Origin of the sequence: Aquiflexum gelatinilyticum (assembly GCF_024741135.1) — a bacterium.
Taxonomy (GTDB): domain Bacteria; phylum Bacteroidota; class Bacteroidia; order Cytophagales; family Cyclobacteriaceae; genus Cognataquiflexum; species Cognataquiflexum gelatinilyticum.
In genome coordinates this window covers 35,974-60,464 of the sequence record NZ_JANSUY010000015.1, presented here as the reverse complement: position 1 = coordinate 60,464, position 24,491 = coordinate 35,974, and the positions used below count along the sequence as shown (strand labels likewise).

16 protein-coding genes are annotated in these 24,491 nt (G+C 40.4%); 11 read left to right on the top strand and 5 right to left on the bottom strand.

The features are described from left to right. The first annotated feature begins 49 nt into the window (after positions 1-49). Together NU887_RS15840 and NU887_RS15835 are read left to right on the top strand one after the other, a co-directional pair. The gene (locus NU887_RS15840; protein ID WP_258424357.1) at positions 50-3,151 is read left to right on the top strand and encodes an efflux RND transporter permease subunit; all 3,102 of its coding nucleotides are present in this window, start codon (positions 50-52) and stop codon (positions 3,149-3,151) included. Between the two features lie 134 nt (positions 3,152-3,285). Beyond that, on the top strand, positions 3,286-4,479 hold the full coding sequence (locus NU887_RS15835; protein ID WP_258424356.1) for a DUF4221 family protein: 1,194 nt from the start codon (positions 3,286-3,288) through the stop codon (positions 4,477-4,479). Between the two features lie 92 nt (positions 4,480-4,571). On the opposite strand, the gene NU887_RS15830 is transcribed toward NU887_RS15835, so the two are convergent. The 3 genes from NU887_RS15830 to NU887_RS15820 form a co-directional block, all read right to left on the bottom strand. Then, positions 4,572-5,264: a hypothetical protein gene (locus NU887_RS15830; protein WP_258424355.1), complete on the bottom strand. Its 693-nt coding sequence runs from the start codon at positions 5,262-5,264 to the stop codon at positions 4,572-4,574. A 56-nt stretch (positions 5,265-5,320) separates the two neighbouring features. After that, positions 5,321-5,935, bottom strand: coding sequence for a Uma2 family endonuclease (locus NU887_RS15825; protein ID WP_258424354.1), 615 nt, complete (start codon positions 5,933-5,935; stop codon positions 5,321-5,323). Positions 5,936-6,155: 220 nt separating this feature from the next. Continuing rightward, positions 6,156-8,162, bottom strand: coding sequence for an alpha-ketoacid dehydrogenase subunit alpha/beta (locus NU887_RS15820; RefSeq protein ID WP_258424353.1), 2,007 nt, complete (start codon positions 8,160-8,162; stop codon positions 6,156-6,158). A gap of 137 nt (positions 8,163-8,299) precedes the next feature. Between NU887_RS15820 and NU887_RS15815 the strand changes: the two genes are divergently transcribed. Then, the gene (locus NU887_RS15815) at positions 8,300-8,845 is read left to right on the top strand and encodes an AraC family transcriptional regulator (protein WP_258424352.1); all 546 of its coding nucleotides are present in this window, start codon (positions 8,300-8,302) and stop codon (positions 8,843-8,845) included. A 392-nt stretch (positions 8,846-9,237) separates the two neighbouring features. Here the strand turns inward: NU887_RS15815 and NU887_RS15810 are convergent, their stop codons facing one another. After that, on the bottom strand, positions 9,238-9,522 hold the full coding sequence (locus NU887_RS15810; RefSeq protein WP_258424351.1) for a hypothetical protein: 285 nt from the start codon (positions 9,520-9,522) through the stop codon (positions 9,238-9,240). Between the two features lie 322 nt (positions 9,523-9,844). Between NU887_RS15810 and rimO the strand changes: the two genes are divergently transcribed. The 7 genes from rimO to NU887_RS15775 all read left to right on the top strand — a co-directional run bounded on the left by rimO (position 9,845) and on the right by NU887_RS15775 (position 18,297). Then, entirely contained in the window at positions 9,845-11,155 is a 1,311-nt protein-coding gene (gene rimO, locus NU887_RS15805) for a 30S ribosomal protein S12 methylthiotransferase RimO (protein WP_258424350.1), read from the top strand. A gap of 165 nt (positions 11,156-11,320) precedes the next feature. Next, positions 11,321-12,193, top strand: a complete 873-nt coding sequence (locus NU887_RS15800) for a glycerophosphodiester phosphodiesterase (protein ID WP_258424349.1) — start codon at positions 11,321-11,323, stop codon at positions 12,191-12,193. Between the two features lie 185 nt (positions 12,194-12,378). After that, the gene (locus NU887_RS15795; RefSeq protein WP_258424348.1) at positions 12,379-13,134 is read left to right on the top strand and encodes a DUF547 domain-containing protein; all 756 of its coding nucleotides are present in this window, start codon (positions 12,379-12,381) and stop codon (positions 13,132-13,134) included. Next, complete coding sequence (locus NU887_RS15790; protein ID WP_258424347.1) at positions 13,088-14,512, top strand: NAD(P)/FAD-dependent oxidoreductase; 1,425 nt, start codon at positions 13,088-13,090, stop codon at positions 14,510-14,512. Before NU887_RS15795 ends, NU887_RS15790 begins: the two co-directional genes overlap by 47 nt. Beyond that, positions 14,509-16,053 (top strand): 4Fe-4S binding protein, encoded by a 1,545-nt coding sequence (locus NU887_RS15785; protein ID WP_258424346.1) that lies wholly within the window; start codon positions 14,509-14,511, stop codon positions 16,051-16,053. The genes NU887_RS15790 and NU887_RS15785 overlap by 4 nt, the downstream gene beginning before the upstream one ends. Continuing rightward, positions 16,053-17,519: a cellulose synthase family protein gene (locus tag NU887_RS15780; RefSeq protein WP_258424345.1), complete on the top strand. Its 1,467-nt coding sequence runs from the start codon at positions 16,053-16,055 to the stop codon at positions 17,517-17,519. Before NU887_RS15785 ends, NU887_RS15780 begins: the two co-directional genes overlap by 1 nt. 55 nt (positions 17,520-17,574) lie before the next feature. Then, on the top strand, positions 17,575-18,297 hold the full coding sequence (locus NU887_RS15775) for a glycosyltransferase family 2 protein (protein WP_258424344.1): 723 nt from the start codon (positions 17,575-17,577) through the stop codon (positions 18,295-18,297). Positions 18,298-18,326: 29 nt separating this feature from the next. On the opposite strand, the gene NU887_RS15770 is transcribed toward NU887_RS15775, so the two are convergent. Continuing rightward, positions 18,327-19,646 carry a glycoside hydrolase family 2 TIM barrel-domain containing protein gene (locus tag NU887_RS15770; RefSeq protein ID WP_258424343.1) on the bottom strand — a complete coding sequence of 440 codons (1,320 nt, stop codon included), beginning with the start codon at positions 19,644-19,646 and terminating at the stop codon, positions 18,327-18,329. Positions 19,647-20,030: 384 nt separating this feature from the next. Here NU887_RS15770 and NU887_RS15765 point away from each other — a divergent pair, with 384 nt between their 5' ends. Beyond that, entirely contained in the window at positions 20,031-23,690 is a 3,660-nt protein-coding gene (locus NU887_RS15765) for a glycosyltransferase (RefSeq protein ID WP_258424342.1), read from the top strand. The last annotated feature ends 801 nt before the right edge of the window (positions 23,691-24,491 follow it).

The following is a 24,491-nucleotide window of genomic DNA, read 5'->3' as shown; positions in this document are numbered from 1 at the left end:
CTCGCTTCTAAAGTCTTGATACTTGATACTAAATACTTGCTACTAATAAATGACTCCCTTCCGCATCATCATATCGTTCATCGTTCTTGCCATCATCGGCTTTGCCCTGGTGCCGAGGCTTTCTGTGGATCTGAATCCACGAGAGCGTGAACCGGTATTGACGGTGAGTTTTGGGGTGCCTAGGTCTTCTCCGGATCTTGTAGAAAAGCTGGCCACCTCTCCTTTGGAAGGAGCACTTTCGCAATTGGCTGAACTGAAGAAAATCAACTCTGTCTCCAACTACGACAGGGGATCGATCACCCTGCGCTTTGACAAGGAGACGGATATGGATTTCAAGAAATTTGAAGTCTCCTCCATCATCCGGCAGGTTTATCCGGGATTGGATCAGAAGGTCTCTTATCCCTTGGTCACCCAAACTGCCGAGCGCAGGTCCGACCTCAAAACCCCGATTTTGACTTATTCTGTCAACGGTCCTTTTGCTTCTTTTGAGATCAAAAAAATCGCCGAAGATGTTATCAAAACTTCCCTCAATAGGTTTGCTGAAATAGAGGAAATTACGGTTCGTGGTGCAAACGACCTGCAGCTATTTGTCACTTATGACATCAAAAAATTGCAGGCATTCAAACTTTCCAAATCCGATATAGAATCGGTAATTGCAGGCTCATTTGGAAGGTCTTTCCCGGGTTCACTCGTCAACAACAGGGGCGAGACACTTTTTATTCAGGTGGACCGCTCATTGAAGGACCTCAGCCAACTTGAAAACCTCCTTGTCACCACGAGAGAAGGAAAAGAGATTTACCTGAAAGATCTGGCAGTTTTGACTTTGGAGGAAGCCGAACCCAATTCCTTTTACAGAATCAATGGCAACAATTCAGTTACGCTATCCATCATCAACCGCGACGGGGTCAACAAAGTCCTTTTGGCCAAAAACATCAAAGAAGCTATTGAAAGTACCAAACCTTTGCTGCCTACAGGATTTGAAGTAAGGCTTGAAAATGACGATACAGAGTTTCTGGAAAAGGAACTGAACAAGATCTATAAGCGCTCGGGACTGTCAATTTTTATTTTGATCGTGTTTATTTTCCTGATCAACAGGAATTTAAGGTACCTCAGCATTTTATTTTTGGGCATCATCGTCAACCTGAGTATTACCGGTATTATCCTGTACCTCCTGAAAGTGGATATCCATTTGTATTCCTTGGCAGGGCTGACGATTTCTTTTGGGTTGATAGTGGACAATGCGATCATCATGATCGACCACTTGCACAAACATAAAAACAGAAAAGTGTTTGTTGCCCTGCTAGCAGCTTCGCTGACAACGATTGTGGCTTTGTTGATTGTGTTTTTCCTCCCGGAAGACGACAGGAAAAACCTGACCGAATTCTCCGTGGTAGTTACTGTGATGCTAGCAGTTTCCCTTTTGGTTGCGTTGCTTTTCACCCCTGCGATGTATAACCTTTTATTTGGCCATGAGGCACAAAAAGGAAGGGTACTCACTGTCGCCCAACTTCGAAAAAGAGTTAAGGCTTTCGGTGTTTTCAACAGGAGTATCGCATTTATAGCCCATTACAGAAAGACTTTTATTTTCTTACTTCTGCTGCTTTTTGGTTTACCGGTTTTTTTCCTTCCTGCCAAATGGGAGGGTCAGGAATGGTATAACAAAACCGTTGGCTCAACATTGTATCAGGAAGAAATCCGGCCTTATGTGGACAAGGCACTTGGTGGTTCGTTGCGTTTGTTTGTCCGTGGGGTTTTTGAAAAATCATCCTACCGAGAAGCGGAAAAGACACGGCTAAACATTACGGCCCGGCTGCCCTTTGGCAATACCTTGGAGCAAATGGATTTTATCATGCGGGAATTTGAGAAATTTCTCCAAGGTGTGGAGGGCATAGATCAGTTTGTAACCTGGGTTCAATCCGGCCAATACGCCCAAATTACCATCACTTTCAAAGAAGCTTATGAGAAATCTGCTTTGCCTTACCAACTCAAAGGCCGGCTCTCTGTCAAGTCCACCGATTGGTCGGGAGCGAGTTGGTTAATTTCAGGGGTAGGGCAGGGGTTTTATACAGGTTCAAGTGGTGATGGAATCCCCCAATATAGGGTAACTCTAAAAGGATACAACTACGACGAACTCGAAAGGCAATCAGAATTGTTAGCCGAAAAACTCCTCCGACACAAAAGGATCCAAACTGTCAATACCAACGAACGCTTGGGTTGGGATGAACAGAAAACAGAAGAATATGTCCTTCGCCTCGACCAAAGCAAAATGGCCCTAGGCAATGCAAACCAATACCAAGTCATCAATGCGCTCAACAACGTCTCGCGTCCATCCGGTCCTTCGGTGTACCTTGCTTTGGAGGATAAAAACTATGGCGTAGTAGTCCGAGAAAAAGAATCCGGTGCTTATTCCAAGTTTGACCTGGAAGAAAATAGCCTGATCGGAGGGGAAGATCAGGTTTTCAAAGTCAGCAACTTCGGAACCTTGACAAAAGAAACCACTACCAATGCCCTGCACAAAGAAGACCGGCAATATATCCGTTTGGTGGCTTTTGAATACATGGGTTCTCACAAGTTTGGCAATGAATATCTGGACGAAGTATTGGTCGAAATGAAAGCCAATATGCCGATAGGTTATACCGCAGAGAAGGAAACATGGAGTTGGGATTGGAACAAAGCCAAAAGGCAATATAGCCTGATATTGGTGTTGGTGGTGGGGATTTTCTTTATCTGTTCGGTGCTTTTTGAGAACCTCAAGCAGCCTTTTTTCATCATCATTATCATTCCCTTTTCATTTATTGGACTGTTTTTGATTTTCTCGCTTTTTGATTTTTACTTCGATCAGGGAGGTTATGCAGCTTTTGTGATGCTCGGTGGCTTGGCGGTCAATGCGGCGATATTTATCGTCAATGACCTGAACAACCGGAATACAGGGCTTTACAACAGGAATGTGCTTAAGGCTGTAGCTGGAAAAGCTGTTCCCATCATGCTGACCATTCTTTCCACCTGCTTTGGCTTGATCCCATTTATCATGGAGGGGCAAAATGAAGTTTTCTGGTTCTCCCTCGCCATCGGTACCATCGGAGGATTGGTGTTCAGTATAATAGGGGTATTTGTGGCTTTGCCGGTGTTTTTGTGGAGGAAGAAAGGTTAACATTTCTCGCAAAGACGCAGAGTCGCAAAGAGTTTTTTGTAAACTTTGAATAGGTTCTGTCATATAAATGTACCCTTCCGGCACTAAGAAATATTGATACTCATTTTGTACAAATCCATAATCCCTTCCTTTTTATGAATCTCAAACCCAATTCTATTTTATTCATTTTTTCACTTCTCGTCTTTTCTTATTGCTCCTCAAAGGATGAAACTGTGGCAGATAATCCTCTCGAGCAGCTGGAATTGGAAGTGGTGGATTCTCTGATGGTGGATGAACTTGTTCCGCTCCGTCTTCAGGATTATTCACCCGAGGCGGGAATGTATATCCTGTTTGATTCCAAATCCCAAAACCCGTTTTTGGTAAATGAAAAGGGTGAAATTCTGAATAAGTTTGACCTGAAAGGAGAAGGCCCAAACGGTACCGGTGGTAATGGTGCTTTTGGCTATAAATTCCTTGACAAAGACAGGTTTGTGGCGCAAGGGGCATTTACGGGTTATTTTATCTATGACCTACAAGGGAATCAGATCCAAAAAGTCGCTAACAATGCGACTGAACTTTGGCGTATCAGCATCTATTCCAACCGGACGACTTTTCATCCCTATGTCGAAAACGGTCAGGACATGATGATAGGGGAGGAACAGAATTTTTTCTCCAATGAAGAGTCTGATTACAAGACCTTGGGTATGGATTATTATTCAAAAATCAGCAGCATCTACCGCTACAACCTTGGGACTGAAGAAAATGAAATCCTGGAATCTTTCCCTGAGTCGTGGGAACCAAGACTGAACAAACGGTTTGTAGGACCTGACCTTCCCTTTGTGGCGCTGCATGATTCCAAAAAGAAATATGCTTTGCTGCCTTTGGTCGGCAATCAGGTGTTCATTTATGAATTTCAGGAGGGCAAACCTGTCTTGACGGCTGATATCAAACTTTCCCACCCTCTAAGACCAGAATCAGCACCACTCTTTGACGTAGAGGCAGAAAATCCCGACTCTGAATATCCAAAATTCACCAATGTCTTATTTGCCGGTGATTACCTGATTGTTTCTTTTAGTACCAAAGTCCCACTATCTGTTATGACCGAACTCCGTGCCAAGTCGGAAGAATATTACCAATTGCCGGAGTTCAAGGAAGCGATGAAAAAGTATATGAAATACTACCATATTGTGGTCAAAGACGGAAAGCAGATCGGGATCATTGATGAGTTACCTGTTCATGGGGGATTGGAATTTTTGGATGGAAAAGGAATCCTCTATGTCAACGACAACGCCAATCCGGAGGAAGAACGGGATTACAATATTTTCTACAAAGTAAAAATCAAGGAATAAAAAAACCGGCAGCTTCCTGTCGGTTTTTTAGGATATAGATAAAGTTGGTTTAGATTCTATTTTAACGAAACAAATCCTGTGCCATTGTATTTTCAATTGCCAATCGTAAAAATAAATCCGATACCGGGTTGGATCATGGTAATGGCTGACCGCTGCGGCGTATAGACAAACTCCCCCTCGCCCTGATCGGGAAGGTATTCTGTATCCTGTTTTCTGAGAAAATCCACCGGCCCACTGTCGTGGTACAGGACTTTGAATTCGAAATGCCCCATTTCCCTGTTTTTGAAGGGGACTTTGAGTCCACCTCCAAACCTGTAACCCAATACCCAATCACTGAAATCCATTCCTTCCTCTATCGGTTCTTCAAACTGAAACTCTCGGATTTTATATCGGGTATAGAAATAATTGGCGCCGACCTGGGCTTCCAAAAATGGGATGATCCGCTTTTCACTTTCAAAATTATACCTGAAGATCCCCATAAAAGTCATCAGGTTATTGTTTCGTCTCAGTCTCAGTTCGTCGGTAAATCCCGGATAGAGGTCGGTTCTTTTTTCGAGTTCTGTGCCATGTTTTCCGTATCCAAGTCCAAATCCCACCTCAATGGGCTTCATGGGAAACCGGTAATAAAAAGATATGGTATATTCAGGAAAAACAGATCCATCCATTATTTCCCTTAAATCACCCACAGGTACACCAAGATTAGCCTGAAAACCTGTTGAGAAATATTGGGCATGGGAAACAGATGCAGAAAAAAGGAAGATAGCAAGAAAGATTATCCGAGTCATACGAGTGTTTTTGGAATTAATACGGAAAGAACCTAATGCAGTTTTAGAATTTTGTTTCAATCCAAGTCTTGGAAAACCTCTTCCAAATCCAAACTGAATCCTTCAATACACGAAGAACTGACAATATCTCCGGGTGAAAAAAGTCTGGAGGGAACGTATTTTCCTGTAGTCAGCGTATAAATCAACAGCGTCTGTTCGGTGGGTTGGATCACCCAATATTCCTTCACTCCGCTTTCTTCATAGACTTCATATTTGTACTTGAGTTCTTTCCGATTGGAACCCGGAGAAAGAATCTCGATAATCAAGTCCGGCGCACCGATACAGCCTGCATCATCCAATTTGCTGCGGTCGCAGACCACGCAGATATCGGGCTGCACGACGGTAAAGATATCTTCGTTTCTTATGGACTTGACAGGAAGCCTTACATCAAAGGGAGCAGTATATACTTCACAGGGTTTGCCTTGAAGGAATTGATAAAGAGCACTTGAAATCTTAAGAGAGACTTTTTGGTGAATTCTTCTAGGAGCAGCTGCTGCGGCAGGTTTAAAAACTTTTCCTTTGATGATTTCCACCATTTCATCCTTTTGCCAAGTCAGGTAATCCGCATAGGAATACTTGCCATATTCTGTAGAGGGTTCGCTGACTTTGTTTTCGGTTTCTTCGGTTTTCATAATTCTAATTTAATAAATAAATCGCTGAAATTGATTTTGAAGAATTCCTTAACAACTACAAGAATGACGCAACGCCAATCGTAATTCCCTTATCCGAACATTGGAAAAATATTAAAGAAAAAGGATGACATCACGACACCACACCTTTAAACTTTATAACCCTTTAACCTTATAACCTTTCAATTTTCCAATCTTCCAATTTTGAAATTTTCCAATCCCCTCAATACTCCATCAGCTTCCTCAATTTCTCTTTAAACCTCCCCACCGGTAGAAAATTCTTTTCCAGACTTGGCGCAAAAGGAACAGGTGTATCCAAGCTTCCTTCCCGCATGACAGGGGCGTCAAGGAATTCAAAGCAGTTTTCTGAAATCCAAGCCACTATCTCCGAACCTATTCCTCCTGTGAGGCAATCTTCCTGTAGGAAAATTACTTTCCCTGTTTTCTTGACGGTTTTTTCCACTGCCTCTTTGTCCCAAGGGAGTAAAGTCCGCAAATCCAGGATATCTGCCGAAAAACCCAATTCTTTCACTGCTGTTTTTGCCCAATGAACGCCCATGCCGTAGGTGATGATACTGAGTGTTTCTCCTTCCTCTACCAAGTTGGCTTTGCCAACTTCGACGGTATAATAGTCATCGGGAATGGATTCAGAGATGGAGCGGTAAAGTGCCTTATGCTCAAAGTACATGTATGGATTTGGGTCTTCAAAAGCCGCATTCAATAATCCCTTGGCATCGTATGGATTGGAAGGATAGACGATTTTCAGTCCGGGAGTGTGGAAAAACCAAGCCTCGTTGGATTGGGAATGGAATGGTCCCGCAGCGACTCCAGCACCTGTCGGCATGCGGACGATAACATCGGCATTTTGTCCCCATCGGTAATGGATTTTAGCCAAGTTGTTGACGATTTGGTTGAATCCCACAGACACAAAATCCGCAAACTGCATTTCCACCATTGACTTATAACCTTTGATGGATAAACCCAAGGCAGCACCGATGATGGCACTTTCGCAGAGCGGGGTATTGCGTACACGGTCGGCGCCGAATCTGTCTTTGAAACCATCCGTAATCTTAAATGCCCCGCCATAAGTTCCGATGTCCTGACCCATGAGGATGAGGTTTGGGTACTTTTCCATGGATTGGCGGAGGCCGTCGGCGATGGCATCCAAGAAGCGTTTTTCGGTTTTCTGATCTGATTTTGGAGTGATTACTTCTTGCTGAAATGGGGCGTAGATATCCGCCAATTCCTCTGTAGTATCTGCGCTAACTGCTTCTTCGGCAAATGCAATATCCAATCCTTTATTGATCGCAGCTTTGATTTTTTTATTGATTTTTTCTTTGGCTTCAGGATTCAATACTCCTGATTCCTCCAAATACCTCTCGTAATTGTCCACCGGGTCTTTGAGCGCCCATGTTTCCATGAGTTCCTTGGGAACGTACTTAGTACCCGACGCTTCCTCATGTCCACGCATCCGGAAGGTAATTGCTTCCAAAAGGATCGGTCTTGGGTTTTGCCTGATATCTTCTGCCAATTTTTTGACAGTATCATAGACTGCCAAAACATTGTTTCCATCCACCCGAACAGCCTCCATACCGTATCCCGGGCCTTTTTCAGTAAAATATTTGAAAGCAAACTGCTCTTCACTTGGGGTGGAAAGTCCGTACCCGTTGTGCTCGACGACAAAGATTACCGGGAGTTTCCATACTGCAGCCACATTGAGCCCTTCGTGAAAATCACCTTCTGAACTTGCCCCATCTCCTGTAAAAACCAAGCTGACCTTGTTTTCCTTTGAAAGTTTATGTGCCAAACCGATGCCGTCAGCAATGGCCATCTGTGGACCGAGGTGGGAAATCATCCCGACGATATGGTGTTCGTTGGTACCAAAGTGAAAGGAACGGTCTCGGCCTTTGGTATAGCCCGATTTTTTACCCTGAAACTGTGCAAAAAGCTTTTCCAAAGGAAGATTTCTACCGGTAAATATCCCAAGATTTCGGTGCATCGGAAGGATATATTCATCTTCCTGCAGGGCATTGACTGCGCCGATGGAGATGGCTTCTTGTCCCCAACCGCTAAACCACTTGGAGATTTTTCCCTGACGGAGGAGGATGAGCATTTTTTCTTCAATCCTTCTCGGCATCAACAGGGATTCATATAGATCCAATAAAGTCTTGTCAGAATACTCTTTTCTATCAAAAATCATTGCTTGCGCTTCGGTGCTTGGATTGGGCATAGGGTTTATATTTTGATGCCAAATTAGTTGAATTTAGCTTTCTCCCCAAGGTTTGGTCAGAACTTATCTTGTACCAAAATGGGTTATGTTTACTTAAATCCAAATCTTTCATTCAATAAGCAAAGGAGGAAATATTTATGGTAGATATCATGATCAAAAATATGGTTTGTCCACGCTGTATCATGGCTGTTGAAAATGTCCTGAACCAACAAAAAATTGGGTTTGAAAAGGTAGAACTTGGGAAAGTAAGACTAAATGCTGAAATGGATAAAGCTACTTTTGAAGTCTTTGAAACCGAAATTGAAAAACTCGGCTTTGAAATCTTGAAAGACAGAGATGTGCAGCGCATCGAAAAGATCAAAAATCTGTTTACCCTATTGTTTCAAAAGGAGGAAATCCCCTCAGGCTTGAATATTTCAACCTATATCAATTCCCATATCCCGGAAGATTACAGCATGCTGAGTCACCTTTTTAGCAGCATGGAGGGAATTACGATTGAAAAATATTTCATCAGCCTCAAAATCGAAAAAGTGAAAGAATGGCTTTTTTATGAGGAACTGACCCTTAGTGAAATGGCATACAAACTGGATTACAGTTCGGTGCAGCACCTTTCTTCCCAATTCAAAAAAATCACTGGCATGACGCCGAGTGAGTATAGGAAATTGAGGAAAAGGGAGATTTAAGACACAAGACATAAGATCCAAGACATTGGAATTGAAAAGTGCTAAAAGAAATAATGTTAGAGTGAATTCGATTTTGAGAATTCTTCTAAAACGCAACTGGAATCAACTTTGTAACCTTAAAACTTTGTAACCTTTAAACCCTTCATTTTTCAAACTTCCAATTTTGAAATTTTGAAATTTTTCAATCCCCCTAAAAACAGCAAAGGCGTCGATTCACATCGACGCCTAAAAGTAATGCAAGGTTAATGAAAAAATTTTCGTTTGCTGTACGACTTCAAAAGTAGAAATAAACCTTTCCCCAAAAGGAAATCAGTCGTTAAGGATACTTTAATTTAAATCGTATTTTACCTTTGAAACTTAATAATTTCATAACCTTCTAATGGACTTTTTGATCAGGAACCTGCCCAAGGAGATCCGAAAATACCAACGGCAAGTTCAGCCCAAACTAGGAAGAAGATGAACAGTATTGCACCGCTGATGAGTATTCTTTCTTGAATCCGTCTGAACCTTCTCAAGACAAATTCGATAGACAATCCTGTGATGAGAAGTAAAATCCCCATAATGGTGAAATCAAAAAAGTCCCAATCTACCTCATCGGTAAATTGCATGGCGACCAAGGGGATGAGTAATAGGAAGATAATCGATGATAGGATCAATGTTAATCTGGTGTTTTTCATGGGTGCTTGAGTTATATGTGAAATTCATTGAATTAAAAGTACTTTGAAATACAAAGTAATCTGAAATTCAATAAATCACCAAATATTCTGACAATAATTTTATACCTATCGCTCCTCTAATTTTCTGATCACTGAATTTTTCAATCTTTGAATTTTCAAATTTTCCAATTTTCCCCCCAACCTTGCAACCTTAAAACCTTCTAACCTTTTAATTTTTCAATCTTCCAATTTTCCAATCTGTATCCTAACATTGAAACCTTCTAGCTTTAAAACCTTGAAATTTTTCAATTTCCCCTACCTTTGTGCCCAAAGAAGGAAAAGCGTGAAAGCGAGAACATTAAAAAAAGACAAAGTCAATATCATCACCATGGGATGCTCCAAGAATCTGGTTGATTCCGAGGTGCTTTTGACACAATTGAGAGGAAACGGGATCAATGCATTCCACGAATCCGAAAATCAGGACAACAACATCGTCATCATCAATACCTGTGGCTTTATAGACAATGCCAAGCAGGAATCCATTGATACGATTCTACAATATGTGGATGCCAAAGAAAAGGGATTGGTGGACAAAGTTTATGTGACCGGTTGCCTCTCTCAGCGGTACAAAGACGACCTCGAAAAGGAAATCCCGCAGGTGGATGCCTATTTTGGGACGAGAGATCTTCCTGCTTTGCTCAAAAAATTCAAAGCCGATTACAAACATGAACTTGTAGGGGAGAGGTTGCTGACCCACAATGCCCATTATGCTTACATGAAAATTTCCGAAGGCTGCGACAGGCCCTGTTCATTTTGTGCCATCCCGCTGATGCGTGGAGGCCATATTTCAAGACCTATCGAGGAATTGGTGAAGGAAGCCCAACACAAAGCTGCTAACGGAACCAAAGAGCTTTTGCTGATTGCACAGGATTCAACCTATTACGGTTTGGATTTATACAAAAAGAGAAACCTTGCAGACCTGCTCAGAAACCTTTCTGATGTGGAAGGAATCGAATGGATCAGGCTGCATTACGCCTATCCGACAGGTTTTCCGATGGATGTAATCGAAGTGATGAAGGAGCGATCCAATATCTGTAATTACCTTGACATCCCGCTTCAGCATGGTTCTACCTCGGTTTTGAAGACCATGAGACGGGGCACAACCAGGGAAAAGCAGGAGGAATTGATTCATTCTATCCGAGATATCATCCCGGAAATTGCGATCAGGACAACCCTGATAGCCGGGCATCCGGGAGAGGGCGAAGCCGAGTTTCAGGAGATGGTGGATTTTGTCGAAAGGATGAAATTTGAGCGTTTGGGCGTATTTACCTATTCCCATGAAGAAAATACCCACGCCCACACGATGGAGGATATCATTCCTCAGGAAGTGAAGCAGGCAAGGGCAAACCACCTGATGGAGATACAGGAGCAGATTTCCTTTGACCTCAATCAGGCCAAAATAGACAAAGAATATAAAGTGTTGGTGGACAAAAAAGAAAACGGATACTTTGTCGGGAGGACAGAATTTGACTCCATCGAGGTAGACAATGAAGTCCTGATCGATGCCTCCAAGCATTATTGCAGGGTTGGGGATTTTGTCAACGTCCGTGTCAGCGACGCCACTGAATTTGATTTGTATGGGGATGTGATCTAAAGTTTTGAGTAAACTGTTTTTACCACAAAAGGCACAGAAGAAATCAATCTTTTGTGCCTTTTGTGGTTATTTGGATTCATTTCAATCCGTTTATTAATGAAACATTAATCCCAAAATCCTCATCAAATTTAAAATCCGTAGTAAATTGGTTGAAAATTAAATCCAATGAAAACCATCTTTTCCACACTCTTTTTTTTCCTTTTGATAATGTCTGCCTCCGCCCAATTTACCTATGACCTCCAAGGCCACCGCGGCGCAAGGGGATTGATGCCAGAAAACACCATTCCGGCTATGATCAAAGCTTTGGATCTGGGAGCGACCACTTTGGAATTGGACTTGGCAGTAACCAAAGACGGGATTGTAATTGTCTCCCATGAACCTTATATGAACCCTGTGATCTGCCTGACGCCCGAGGGAAATGAAATTGCTGCAGGAGATAAATCTCACAATATCTATCAGATGGACTTTTCTGAGGTAGTGAAATACGACTGTGGTAGCAAATTCCATTCGGGATTCCCAAAGCAGGTTAAGTTTCATGTCAGCAAACCCAAACTCCTGGATCTGATTGATGTTGTCGAAAAATATGTGGCAGATATGGGATTACCCAAGCCAAATTACAATATCGAGATCAAAAGCAGTCCTGATGGTGACGGTACTTACCATCCTGCGCCAAAGGAATTCTCTGATATGGTACATAAAGTACTCGAAGGAAAACTTGATTGGAACAGAGTCAATATCCAATCCTTTGATTTCCGGGTTTTGCAATACATGCATCAGGCTTATCCCAAGGTGACTTTGGCCATGTTAGTCGAAACGGCAGCCAAACCCACCGAACAGCTTGCTGAGTTGGGATTTCAGCCTCAGATTTATTCTCCTTATTTTATTGCTTTGAACAAAGAGACGGTAGACCAACTCCATCAAAAAGGAATGAAAATCATTCCTTGGACCGTCAACACCACCGATCAGATGGAGCGGTTATTGGAAATGGGAGTGGATGGAATCATTACCGATTATCCAAATCTTGCCCCAAAAAGGTAAAAAAGAAAATTACCCTGAATTCAATTTTTTCTGTTGTCTTACTCCCGACAAATGTTGTTTGTAACCGGGTGTAAATTTGACTTTGTTCTCATTTAACTTTTTTTAAATGAGGAATGGCTAAGCTAAAATCATTTCTGTTCCGTATATCTCCGGGATTGGATAATTTGTAACCTGATTCAGATAAAATGAAAATTCTCTTTATAATCGGTCTTTTTCTCTTCGGCCTTTCCTGTGGTTCTTCAGAACTCGGTCAAGCCAATTCCAAAGCACCATCCCATCAGGCATTTGATGAGTTGCTCAAAAAGCATGTCAGCAAAGATGGGATTGTCAATTACAAGGGATTTATACAAGATAAAGCCAAGCTTGACAAATACCTTGATCTCCTGAGCAACAATGCCCCGGACAGGGGGAAATGGTCAAAGGAAGAACAATTGACCTATTGGATCAATGCTTACAATGCCTTTACGGTAAAGCTCATCGTCGATAATTATCCTGTTAAAAGCATTCAGGACTTACACCCCACAGTAAAAATTCCTTTGGTCAATACCGTTTGGCATATCAAATTTTTCAAAATAGGAGGGAAGGAAGCTTCTTTGGATGAGATAGAGCACAAAATCCTGAGGAAGGAATTCGAAGAGCCAAGGATCCATTTTGCAATCAACTGTGCATCTTTCTCGTGTCCTCCTTTGTTGAATGAAGCTTTTTTTCCTGAGAAAATTGACCAACAGCTAGATAAGGTGGCAAGAACATTTGTCAATGATACCAAAAGGAATAAAATTACAGCCGATAAGGTTGAGATTTCATCAATTTTTTCATGGTTCAAAGGTGACTTTACAAAAAAAGGAAGCCTAATTGATTACCTTAACCAATATTCCACCATCAAAATCAAACCAAATGCCAAGGTCTCACACCTTGACTACGATTGGTCCCTCAATGAGTAAAGCAAACAGAAATATTGTCATCATCGGAAACGGAATCTCCGGTGTCACCTGTGCCCGGCATATCCGAAAAAAAGATGACTCCGCCCAAATCACCATCATTTCAGGGGAAACGGATCATTTTTTTTCCCGAACCGCGCTCATGTACATCTACATGGGCCACATGAAATATGAGCATACAAAACCTTACGAAGATTGGTTTTGGGAAAAAAACAGGATCAACCTGAAAAGAGCTTGGGTAGAAAAAATCGATTTTGAGGAGAAGGCGCTGATTTTTTCAAATAAAGAATCCATGACTTTCGATGTGTTGGTTTTGGCTACAGGCTCCAAGCCAAATAAATTCGGTTGGCCGGGCCAAGACCTGAAAGGCGTGCAGGGGATGTATTCGTATCAGGACTTGGAACTCATGGAATCCAATTCCAAGGATATCAGCAAGGCGGTAATTGTGGGCGGAGGATTAATCGGGATTGAGATGGCCGAAATGCTCAACAGCAGAAAGATTCCGGTGACATTTCTGGTGAGGGAAAAGAATTTTTGGGACAATATCCTCCCCTTGGAAGAATCCAAAATGATCAACCGCCATATTTTGGAGCACCATATTGACCTGCGACTGGAAACGGAATTGGGGGAAATTATTGGAGATGAATCCGGGAAAGTGAAGGCAATCAAAACCAAAGCAGGAGAAAAAATTGATTGTCAGTTTGTAGGATTGACTGTTGGAGTCAGTCCCAATATTGAATTCCTTCGAACCAAACCATTGGAGAGTTCTGAAAATAATAAAACAATACAAACCAACAGAGGCATCATCGTGGACATGTTTTTCAAAACCAATATACCCGACGTCTATGCCATTGGTGACTGTGCTGAATTCCAGGAAGCACCCGCTACAGACAGGAAAAATATCGAACAGGTTTGGTACACAGGAAGAATGCACGGAGAAACACTTGCATTCAACCTGACTTCAGACAAGCCTGTTCCTTACCAACCGGGTGTTTGGTTCAATTCCGCCAAATTTTTTGACATTGAATACCAAACCTATGGTTTTGTACCTCCAGTTTGGCCTGAGGAATATGAAAGTCTGTATTGGGAAGATGCCGGTGGGAAAATTGCGATCAGGTTTTTGTATGGCAAATCAGATATGAAAATCAAAGGAGTCAATGCTTTTGGCTGGAGATTGCGGCATGATTATTTTGACAAGGCCATCTCCGAAGGTTGGATGTTCGAGAAGGTTTTAACCCACCTGAATAAAGCAAGCTTCAATCCGGAGTTCTTCAAATCTCATCACAAGGCCGTCTTGGACCATTATAACAAGCAAAAGGGGAATTCTTTGAAAGTCCACAAAATATCTTTTTTTCAAAAATTAATCGGTTCAAGAACATGAAAACCATTCAAAAAATAGGACTTGTAATTTTTGCCTTTGGACTGCTGTTATTCACTCTCCTACCTTTTTTCGGTTCTTATCAGTTGGAAAAAGAAACTGTTGAGGTCAACGTCAAAGAAATCCATACGGAAGAGATGGTGGAAGTGCTTTCACCGATGTTTGGAAAAACCTATTCTTCAAATTTTGCTTTTATCAGTGATTTTAAAAGTTATTTCAATGCGTATAATGACGGTTTAAAAGCAAATCAGGAATGGGATAAAGTGATTTGGGATAATTATGCTTTTGCATTGACCAAGGCTTCGTCAACAGGACCTGTTTCAGAAAATCCATTTTTGTTTTTGGGGATCACCGTTTTGATTGGTGTATTTGGGGCCTTGCTTTACATTCTTCCCCTTTACCGAGGTCAGACAGAAGGCATTAAAAATGATGGGATTTTCTTTTCTTCCATGAACTCAAGAGGACTTCTTGGAATGATTACAGGTGCATGGCTGATCCTTTTTTATATCGTCCTTTATTGGTTTCCTGAATACATCACCAACCTCGTCCTGATGGTCGATCCGATCAGCATGGCCCTTTCCGGCAATCCGGCAAGTCAGTGGTTTTTATATGGCTTCATCTATACTTTGGCCATCATCGTGATGGGCATCAGGATGTTTAGAAAATACCGGGGCAATGCCTATCAGACTATAAGAACAACATCAGTCATGTTTTTTCAATTGGCATTTGCTTTTTTACTGCCAGAAATTTTGGTGTTGATGAACATGCCTTGGCATGACTTTAAAAATATTTGGCCTTTGGATTATTCTTTTTTCTACGAATACAGAATAGATGGAATGATCAGTTCAGGCGCTTTGGGAATGTTCATGTTGATTTGGGGGATCATTCTGATTGTGGTTGGGGTTCCATTATTTACTTATTTTTATGGCAAAAGGTGGTATTGTTCTTGGGTTTGTGGCTGTGGGGGATTGGCTGAGACTTTGGGTGACCCTTACCGTCAGCTATCCGACAAAACTGTCAAGGCATGGAAAATTGAGCGCTATCTCATCCACGGGGTTTTGGGTTTTGCAGTGATTTCGACGGCACTGACAATCATTAATTATTTTACCGGATTTGCCCTTTTGGGACAGGCAACAGATCAACTGCACAGTATTTATGGCTTCGCAATTGGTTCTGCTTTTGCAGGAGTCATCGGAACTGGATTTTATCCCTTGATGGGTAACAGGGTTTGGTGTAGATTTGGGTGCCCATTGGCAGCATACCTTGGATTGGTGCAGCGCTTCAAATCAAGGTTTCGCATCACTACCAATGGCGGTCAGTGTATCTCCTGCGGCAATTGCTCCACTTATTGCGAAATGGGCATTGACGTCAGATGGTATGCGCAAAGGGGGCAGAACATTGTCCGTTCATCCTGCGTCGGTTGTGGCGTGTGTTCTGCAGTCTGTCCAAGGGGAGTTTTAAAACTTGAAAATGGCGATGAGGATGGCAGAATCAACGAAATGCCCATCATTATCGGCAACAAATCCATCACTGTAAAAGCTTAATGATTTTCATTTATTTCTTTTTGGGAATGTATATTCTGGCAATGCTGTTCATTCTATTTTACAGTTTTGCGCAGGCACATTTGCTGTATCATTTTTTTCAATTCAAAAAGAATCCCAATATATCATTGGAACCCGCAGCCAAAGATTTACCTAAAGTGACCGTGCAGCTTCCTATCTATAATGAAATGTATGTAGTAGAAAGGTTGATTGATTCAGTTTCCAAATTTCGTTATCCTTCCAACAAAATAGAGATCCAGATATTGGACGACAGTACCGACGAAACTTCCCAGATCATCAGGCGCAAGTTGAAAGAATTTCCTGATGTAAATTTCAAATATATCCATCGGATAGACCGAAAAGGATTTAAAGCAGGTGCTTTGAGAGAGGGAATGGAAGTGGCTGAGGGTGAATTTATAGCGATTTTTGATGCCGATTTTGTTCCGGATCCAGATTTTCTGATGAAGACCATCGGGCATTTTAAGGACGACAAAGTAGGCATGGTACAGACGAGATGGACGCATTTGAATGAAGAATATTCTGTTTTGACCCGCTTGCAGGCATTTGCTTTGGATGCACATTTTATGGTGGAACAGATGGGGAGAAACGGGCAGCATGCTTTTATCAATTTCAATGGAACAGGAGGGATCTGGAGGAAAAGATGTATCCTCGATGCCGGCAATTGGCACGATGATACACTGACAGAAGACCTTGACTTGAGTTACCGGGCTCAGCAAAAAGGATGGAAGTTTATCTACCGACCTGATATCAAATCCCCTTCAGAACTTCCGCCTGTGATGTCGGCGATCAAATCACAACAATTCAGATGGACAAAAGGTGGGGCCGAATGCGCCGTGAAGCACCTTGGGAATGTGCTTTCTAAAAAGCTTCCATTCAAAACCAAACTTCATGCAACTGCCCATTTGCTCAATGCAGTGATTTTCATCGCAGTTTTATTGGTAAGCCTTAGCAGCATTCCGATTTGGTGGGCTTTCAATCAGGGATATATTCCGGATAGTTATTTTCAGGGAGCAGCTGTGTTTTTTGTGGGATTTGTGATCATAGCCTTGGTTTATTTCTTTGCCAATTTGAGTTTGGTGGATTATTCATGGAAAGGAATCGGGAGATTTCTTTGGGAGTTGCCCCTGTTTCTAGCGGTATCGATGGGACTTGCTTTGCACAATGCACAGGCTGTTTGGGAAGGATTGACAGGAAAACGCTCTCCTTTCATCCGCACTCCAAAATACAATCTGGAGAAAAGTCAAAAATCCTGGACCAAGAATATTTACAATCAGATCAAAATTCCTTTCACAACCTACATCGAAGGGCTTTTAGCTGTAATTTTCTTGATAATGGTAATATTATCGATTCGCTTCCAAACCTACGAGATGTTGGTTTTTCACCTGATGCTGACTTTTGGCTATTCTGTGGTTTTCATTGAGTCACTGAAAAGTTATAGGCTAAAATAATCCCGAATTTCAAAATGCCGGTCAGAATTTCCCTTCCAATTTCACCCAAAAATCAATGTCTTTAAATTCAACCCTAAAAGCGCAACATAAACCATTCCCGATTATTGACGTGTTGATTCCGGCCTATAATGAAGAAAATTCGATCGGAAAAGTCATCCAAGACATTCCCAAGTCAGTAAGGAATATCTTAGTCGTAAACAACAATTCTAAGGACAATACCCGCCAAGTGGCAGAGGAAGCAGGGGCGATTGTTTTGAATGAGCCCGTAATGGGTTATGGAAAAGCATGTTTGACGGGGATGTCCTATTTGGCGAATTTGGATGTGGAGCCTGAAATCCTGGTTTTTTTGGATGGCGATTACAGTGATTATCCCGAACAGATGCTTGCTATCATTGATCCTATTTTAAAGCAAGATTATGATATGGTGATAGGTTCAAGGGCTAGGGGAAATAGAGAAAGTGGCTCGATGACTTTGCCGCAGGTATTCGGTAATTGGTTGGCCACTAGTTTGATGAGGGTTATTTACAAAACAGACTATTCCGATTTGGGTCCGTTCAGGGCCATAAAATGGGATAAGTTGAAGGATTTGGGGATGGTAGATCAGAACTACGGTTGGACCATCGAAATGCAGATCAAAGCTGCCAAAGCAGGATTGAAAACGACCGAAGTTCCAGTAGATTACCGCAAGAGAATCGGAGTGTCAAAAGTAAGCGGAACCATCAAAGGGGTATTTGGAGCTGCGTATAAGATTTTGTGGACGATATGGAGGTATTGGTAATGGATTCAAGTATACCTTTGATAAAGCGATCACTTTATCAGGACATAGAATGGGATATTATAAGATGCTACATTTCCTTGGCCATCATATGCAAATACAAAAATTCTATATGGGCCTTCTTCTTTAGGCGCTAGAAATTTTATTTTATTTCCTTCATATTTCTGAATCAAAAACTCCATGTTATAATGACTCAAATTGAAATCAGTTTTATTAATTCTATCAATAAAATAATTTTCCTGAGGTCTAATTTCCCATTTATACGTTAACGAGTCTCCTTCGAGATCATGCGTATGGGCAATTGCATTGTATTCCTGAAAGCTTTCCAAGTAGACGTTGTCATTGACCAAACCTTGTTTGGTTTCTAGAAATAAGTTTTCTACTCTTGGAGCTGAATTTTTAACCTTTTCCCCTGACCACGCATACTTCAGGAAATTAACGGATTCAGTTTCAGCACCATCTTCAGAAAACAAGCTAAACCATGTGTGTGTGGCTTCATGCTTTGATCCCCAATAAAAAGCATAGCTACCGATAAATAAGCTTGTATCCTTTTCCATTATATCCCAATATTTTTCCATTAATTCCCGCTTTTCAGAATTTCTCAATTCTTTTGGAGCTCCCCATTCCGTGTCTTTGACAGACCAGTGACCTATGGAGCCCCATTCTGACAGCATATAAGCCTTGTCCCAACCCCCTTTCCCGTAGATATTATGATGCATCCTATCTAAAGAATTGAATGCATTGTATCCCATAATATCTAAATGTGGCATAAGAAAATTGTTTGGTTTTAAAGAAACATTGGCAGCAGTCATCGTGGGGTGATTGGGATCTACCTCCTTGACCATTTTGGCAACCTTATTAATAATATATAAGACTATAATTTTTTTCCCTCCTCCATATTCCTTTACTTCATTTCCAACTCCCCACATCAATAATGCAGGATGATCCTTATATTTTTCAATAAAAGGCTTTAGTTCTTCTATTTTTTGATTCACTTCCCAAAATTTCCAGTAACTAAAATCATTCCCCCAAGCCGGTCGACCAATTTCTAAACCTAGGGTAACTGTCAATCCCAATTTATGGGCAGCATCCAAAATGCTATCGGCATTATTCAAACTCCAAGTTCTAATTGAATTTCCACCATATAAAGCTACTTTATCTAAGTGTTCTGTTCCTGCAGCTCCTTTGATAAAATAAGGTTGTCCATTCCGAAATAGTTGGGCTCTTCCATCTTGATACCTTACCTCAACTGTTGGCTGATGATTTTCTGGTTTATGGTAATTGCAAGAAAAAAGAAAATTCATATTTGCAAGAAAAAAAGCTATTTTTGCAATCTTTAAAAACAAATGCATATTTTAAACTTTAGGTTATACTCCAAATTTAAATAATTTTTCTTCCTTTTTTTCTATATATTAATTTTAAATAACAAAATTTGTATTTAAAAAATATAATAAAGTATTTTAAATAAAAAAACTCCTCTTTTTTAATATATGGATAAAAAATTATTGCTAGGTAAACTAATTCTAATACTTGGTATTTTATCGCTAATCATATTTTTATATGGATTTTTTATAGAAGTTGAAGTGGGCCATAAAGTTTTATATTACCTTCTTACTCTTTCTTTATTTTTCAAATTATTAAAAGTGGGATTTGAATGGTACCATTTTGCAGGATTGCCGCAACCTCGAAATACATCTGAAAAACCTAAATTACCTTCAAAGCAATATACTGTTGATATGCTCACCACTTTCTATCCAGGTGAGCCGTATGATATGTTGGAGAATACCTTAAGAGCTTTGGTGGCAGTAAAATATCCCCATACCACCTATCTTTGTGATGAAGGAAATGATGCTTTTGTAAAAAAACTCTGTAGCGAATTGGGGGTAATACACGTCACCCGTGAAACCCATGAAAATGCCAAGGCGGGGAACATCAACAATGCTCTGAAACAAGCTACTGGAGAAATTTGCGTAATTTTAGATCCGGACCATGCCCCTTATCCCGATTTTTTAGATTATGTCCTGCACCATTTCGATAACCCTGAAATAGGTTTTGTTCAGGTAGTTCAATCCTATGGTAACCAAAAAGAGTCTTTTATCGCCCAAGGCGCAGCTGAACAAACCTACATGTTTTATGGGCCTTATATGCAAGCCATGGGAGAATATGGGACCGCTCAAGCAATTGGGGCCAATTGTACTTTTAGAAGGAAAGCACTTGATTCTATCGGAGGACATGCGCCTGGGCTGACTGAAGACATGCACACCTCAATGTTGCTGCATGCAAAAGGTTGGAAGTCTGTATATGAACCTGTGATTTTGTCGCGAGGACAGGTTCCAAGCAGTATTTCAGCATATTACAAACAACAAATAAAGTGGAGTAGGGGAACATTCGATTTATGGTTCAACCTTTATCCAAAGCTTTTTTCGAAATTCACTTGGAGACAAAAGTTACATTATGGACTACTGCCTGTTTATTATTTGTTTGGACTAATTGGAATAATCGATTTTGTAGTTCCGGTATATTCCTTGTTTACAGGGGAATACCCTTGGTTAATGGACCCTAAGGTGTTCTTTGTTTTTTTCACACCTTTTTTTCTCATGAATTTAACCTACAGGTTTTATGCCCATGGTTGGCTCAATCACCAGGAGGAACAAGGGATACATTTAATGGGAGGGGTTTTAAGGGTTGGAACTTGGTGGATATTTATCATTGGCTTTGTTTATACCTTATTAAATATAAAAGTCCCTTACATTCCTACTCCAAAGGAACATACCACCAAAAGAGAGTTTTTACTGGGGTTACCTAACCTCGTCGTGGCGGCGGTTTCGATTTTGGCTGTTGCCTACGGATTGTCCACAGATTGGCAACCCTACAGCATATTGATGGCACTATTTGCGTCAATCAATGCAGGGGTTTTATTAATTGCCTTTGCTATAGGACAATCTACTTGGGTGTACCAGTCAAAAAGTTCTGTGAATAAGTTCAGAGAAGCATTTACAATTCAAAAAAAGAACCTATCATATTTAAAATTGAGCAGGGTGGCGTTTCATATCGTCTTGATAATCATGTTATTGGCTACTTCTTATTTTATTTTATCCACACTGAATTTTGGAAGTGATGATTTTCTCGAAAAGAAAATAAAATCACCAATAGAAAAAGAATTTGGGGGCTTCTATTCTGGAATTTACGATCCACATTTTGACACCCGGTCCGATATTTCTTTGATCAGTGATTTTGAAACCAATTCAGGTCAAAAATGGGCTATAATTTCTTCCTACCTAGCTTGGGGAGATGGCCCACTTCCAAAAGAAAAATGGCAGAAAATCATATCTCATGGTGCTATTCCTATGGTTACCTGGGAACCTTGGTCTAATCTATTTGAAGAATATGCAGAAATTGAGGACTTAAAAAACAACCGTAAGATCTTTAAGTATATCCTAGAAGGTTATTTTGATAAGTACATAGAAGAGATGGCAATGACCTTAAGAGACCTCAATTCGCCGGTTTTTTTAAGATTTGCACATGAAATGGAAAACCCCATGTATTCATGGTCAAGGTCAGGTGAAAATACTCATGAAGAATTTGTGGAAGCATGGAAGTATGTCCATTATCGGTTTGAAAGAGTGGGGGCTCATAACGTTTCATGGGTATGGAGTCCCTGGTCAGTGGAGGGTTTTGAGTTCTATTTTCCCTACGGGAATGACAGTTCCATCAATCAATATGTCGATTGGATAGGATTGACAGCTCTAAATTATGGAATGGCATCAAAGGAAAAATCTTCTAAATCTTTTGAAGAAATCTACCTGCCTTTCAAAAAAGAAATAAAAGAAAAAGGTTTGGAGCTTCCGGTAATGCTCGCGGAATTTGGCTCGACTTCCTACGGAGGAAATGGAAGAGAATGGGTGAACGAATCATTAAGAATAATCCAAGACAAACACAAGGAAGTCAAGTCCATTGTCCTTTTTTACAGTGATTTAGATAAAAATTGGATTACTTCTTGGCGTCCGGCAGATAAAGCGGAATATATCGAATGGACGTATGATTTAAGTGGATTTGGTGAATCCTTGGAATTCTTTGATTTATTTAAAGAAAGGAATTATTGGGTTGAGTCAAATAATGATTCAATTGCAGATTTTTCCTCAAAAATGTTAAAAATGGAGAATGGCAATCACAGGCTATTGGTCGATGGGAAGCCATTCTATATAAAAGGAATTGGCTACAATACAGGTCACGATTGGGAAGAAGGTTTTAATCCATTGTCAAGAAAACAATTGGAAACCGACTTCAAATTGATCAAAGCAATGGGGGCCAACACTATCAGAAGGTATGAACCTGGCATATATGACAGAAACATCCTGCATGCAGCCAAAAACCATGATTTGAAAGTCATGTTTGGATTTTGGTTTGACCCTAAGGTAGACTTCTCGAAAGATAAAAAAGTGATAAAAGCATATGAGAAAAAAGTATTATCACAGGTCCGAAAGCGAAAAAATGATAAAAGTATCATTGGTTGGAACATAGGAAACGAAACATGGGGTTTGTTAAAAAAACACTATGCTCAACCTTACCTGACCATCGTGAGAAGGAGCTATTTAGAGTTTTTAGATGATTTAGCAATTAAAATAAAACAAATTGACCCTGACAGACCTGTTTTCTCTTCTGAGGAACATGATAATGAAAGACTGATTGGGGCCATCTCCCAATACAGAGCCTACGCACCTCATATTGATGTGATAGGGGTCAACTCGTATTATGAGGAAAACATCAGTCAGCTTGATTCAATAATGGGGGTCTTTTATCCCGGAAAACCCTATACAATTACAGAATTTGGTCCTAAAGGATATTGGAACAAAGAATTGGGGGATTATTGGAATGATAGTTTGTTGGTCGAAAATTCTTCTTTGAGTAAAGCTGAATGGTATAGAAAACAATGGAATGAATATATTGACCGACACCAAGGAAAAAACCTAGGTGGTATTGCATTCAGTTGGCGTGACCGATACGAAGGAACTGCTACTTGGTATGGTCTGACTGATTATAAAGGAAGATTAAAGCCCTCTTATTATTATCTTCAGAGTGTTTGGCTTAACAATACCTCCAAAATCATGTCATTCCCGGACATTACCATAGTTGGACATTGGCGCTTCTTAAATCCCGGAGAAACTATTTGGCTTTCAGCTGCAATTACAAATGGATATGTGGGAGATTTAGAATATAATTGGGAAGTTTATGACGAGAATTGGAAAAAAAGCAGTCCAATTATTAATACCAAGTTGAATGGAAAGTTTGTAGAAATTAAAATACCTTCTAAAGATTCAAGGATATACCTCTATTCGATTGATTCAAACGGCAACGTTATCACCGCCTCAAGACCCCTTTTGATAAATAAAAGATAAAACCACCACTACCCTAACAATCAACTCCCTTACTTTGGAAGTGAAGTAAAATCAAGGCAATTTTCATTAGTGTTTATAAATTATATTTGGATAAGATTTTATTGCATGAGGCAAAACAAATAATGATTGGAAAACGATTAGCGGTTCTGTGGACAGTGAACTACCGTCTGGAAACAATTTGACTACGCCTGATTTTGGTTGACACTTTTCTGTCCAATGCCAGTTTAAATTTTGTGTTTTGATTTCATTCATTTCCCTTGCTTGTTCCGGTATTCTGGGTTTTAATTTTAAAGTGTACATCGGAGCATCTTTATTTTCCCTCATTACAAAGGTTCTGAACTGAACAGGTGAAACTTTCTTCAATACCTTCTTAATTTTTTATCCGATCTATCTCCGATAACCTATAAAACAGGATTCAGTTTTCAATTTACTAGCCTTACCCACATCCTCGGCGAACTATTGGCAACTCATAGAAAAAATCTTAAACTGTCTAACCTGAAATCAATTAAGGTTAACCATTTTAATTATTTTTCAAGTAATCCTTTGAATTCAAATAAGATATTAATTCTTACCTAAGTTAGCTTTGATTGGCTTTCCTGTTCAAAAACGACTGATCTAATTTTTTATTAGAAAATGTTTTAAGAGTTACGCTTAAAAGTGAAAACATTTAACTTATTGATGATATACAATGAAGATGTTTAATATATTTTCTTTAGAACTGCTCAATTTTCTGATCAAAAGCAGGGATTCTGAATGTTGCTTATTTTAAATTTCTTGCTGTTTATGATCTAAGGAATTTGG

Bases quoted from the DNA above. Each gene is read 5' to 3' on its own strand.
- NU887_RS15800 (WP_258424349.1), top strand. From the start codon at position 11,321: ATGAAAACCATCTTTTCCACACTCTTTTTTTTCCTTTTGATAATGTCT.
- NU887_RS15775 (WP_258424344.1), top strand. From the start codon at position 17,575: ATGTCTTTAAATTCAACCCTAAAAGCGCAACATAAACCATTCCCGATT.
- NU887_RS15785 (WP_258424346.1), top strand. From the start codon at position 14,509: ATGAAAACCATTCAAAAAATAGGACTTGTAATTTTTGCCTTTGGACTG.
- NU887_RS15825 (WP_258424354.1), bottom strand. From the start codon at position 5,935: ATGAAAACCGAAGAAACCGAAAACAAAGTCAGCGAACCCTCTACAGAA.
- NU887_RS15815 (WP_258424352.1), top strand. From the start codon at position 8,300: ATGGTAGATATCATGATCAAAAATATGGTTTGTCCACGCTGTATCATG.
- NU887_RS15830 (WP_258424355.1), bottom strand. From the start codon at position 5,264: ATGACTCGGATAATCTTTCTTGCTATCTTCCTTTTTTCTGCATCTGTT.
- NU887_RS15780 (WP_258424345.1), top strand. From the start codon at position 16,053: ATGATTTTCATTTATTTCTTTTTGGGAATGTATATTCTGGCAATGCTG.
- NU887_RS15835 (WP_258424356.1), top strand. From the start codon at position 3,286: ATGAATCTCAAACCCAATTCTATTTTATTCATTTTTTCACTTCTCGTC.
- NU887_RS15765 (WP_258424342.1), top strand. From the start codon at position 20,031: ATGCTCACCACTTTCTATCCAGGTGAGCCGTATGATATGTTGGAGAAT.
- NU887_RS15795 (WP_258424348.1), top strand. From the start codon at position 12,379: ATGAAAATTCTCTTTATAATCGGTCTTTTTCTCTTCGGCCTTTCCTGT.
- NU887_RS15840 (WP_258424357.1), top strand. From the start codon at position 50: ATGACTCCCTTCCGCATCATCATATCGTTCATCGTTCTTGCCATCATC.
- NU887_RS15790 (WP_258424347.1), top strand. From the start codon at position 13,088: ATGCCAAGGTCTCACACCTTGACTACGATTGGTCCCTCAATGAGTAAA.
- NU887_RS15810 (WP_258424351.1), bottom strand. From the start codon at position 9,522: ATGAAAAACACCAGATTAACATTGATCCTATCATCGATTATCTTCCTA.
- NU887_RS15770 (WP_258424343.1), bottom strand. From the start codon at position 19,646: ATGCATTTGTTTTTAAAGATTGCAAAAATAGCTTTTTTTCTTGCAAAT.
- NU887_RS15820 (WP_258424353.1), bottom strand. From the start codon at position 8,162: ATGCCCAATCCAAGCACCGAAGCGCAAGCAATGATTTTTGATAGAAAA.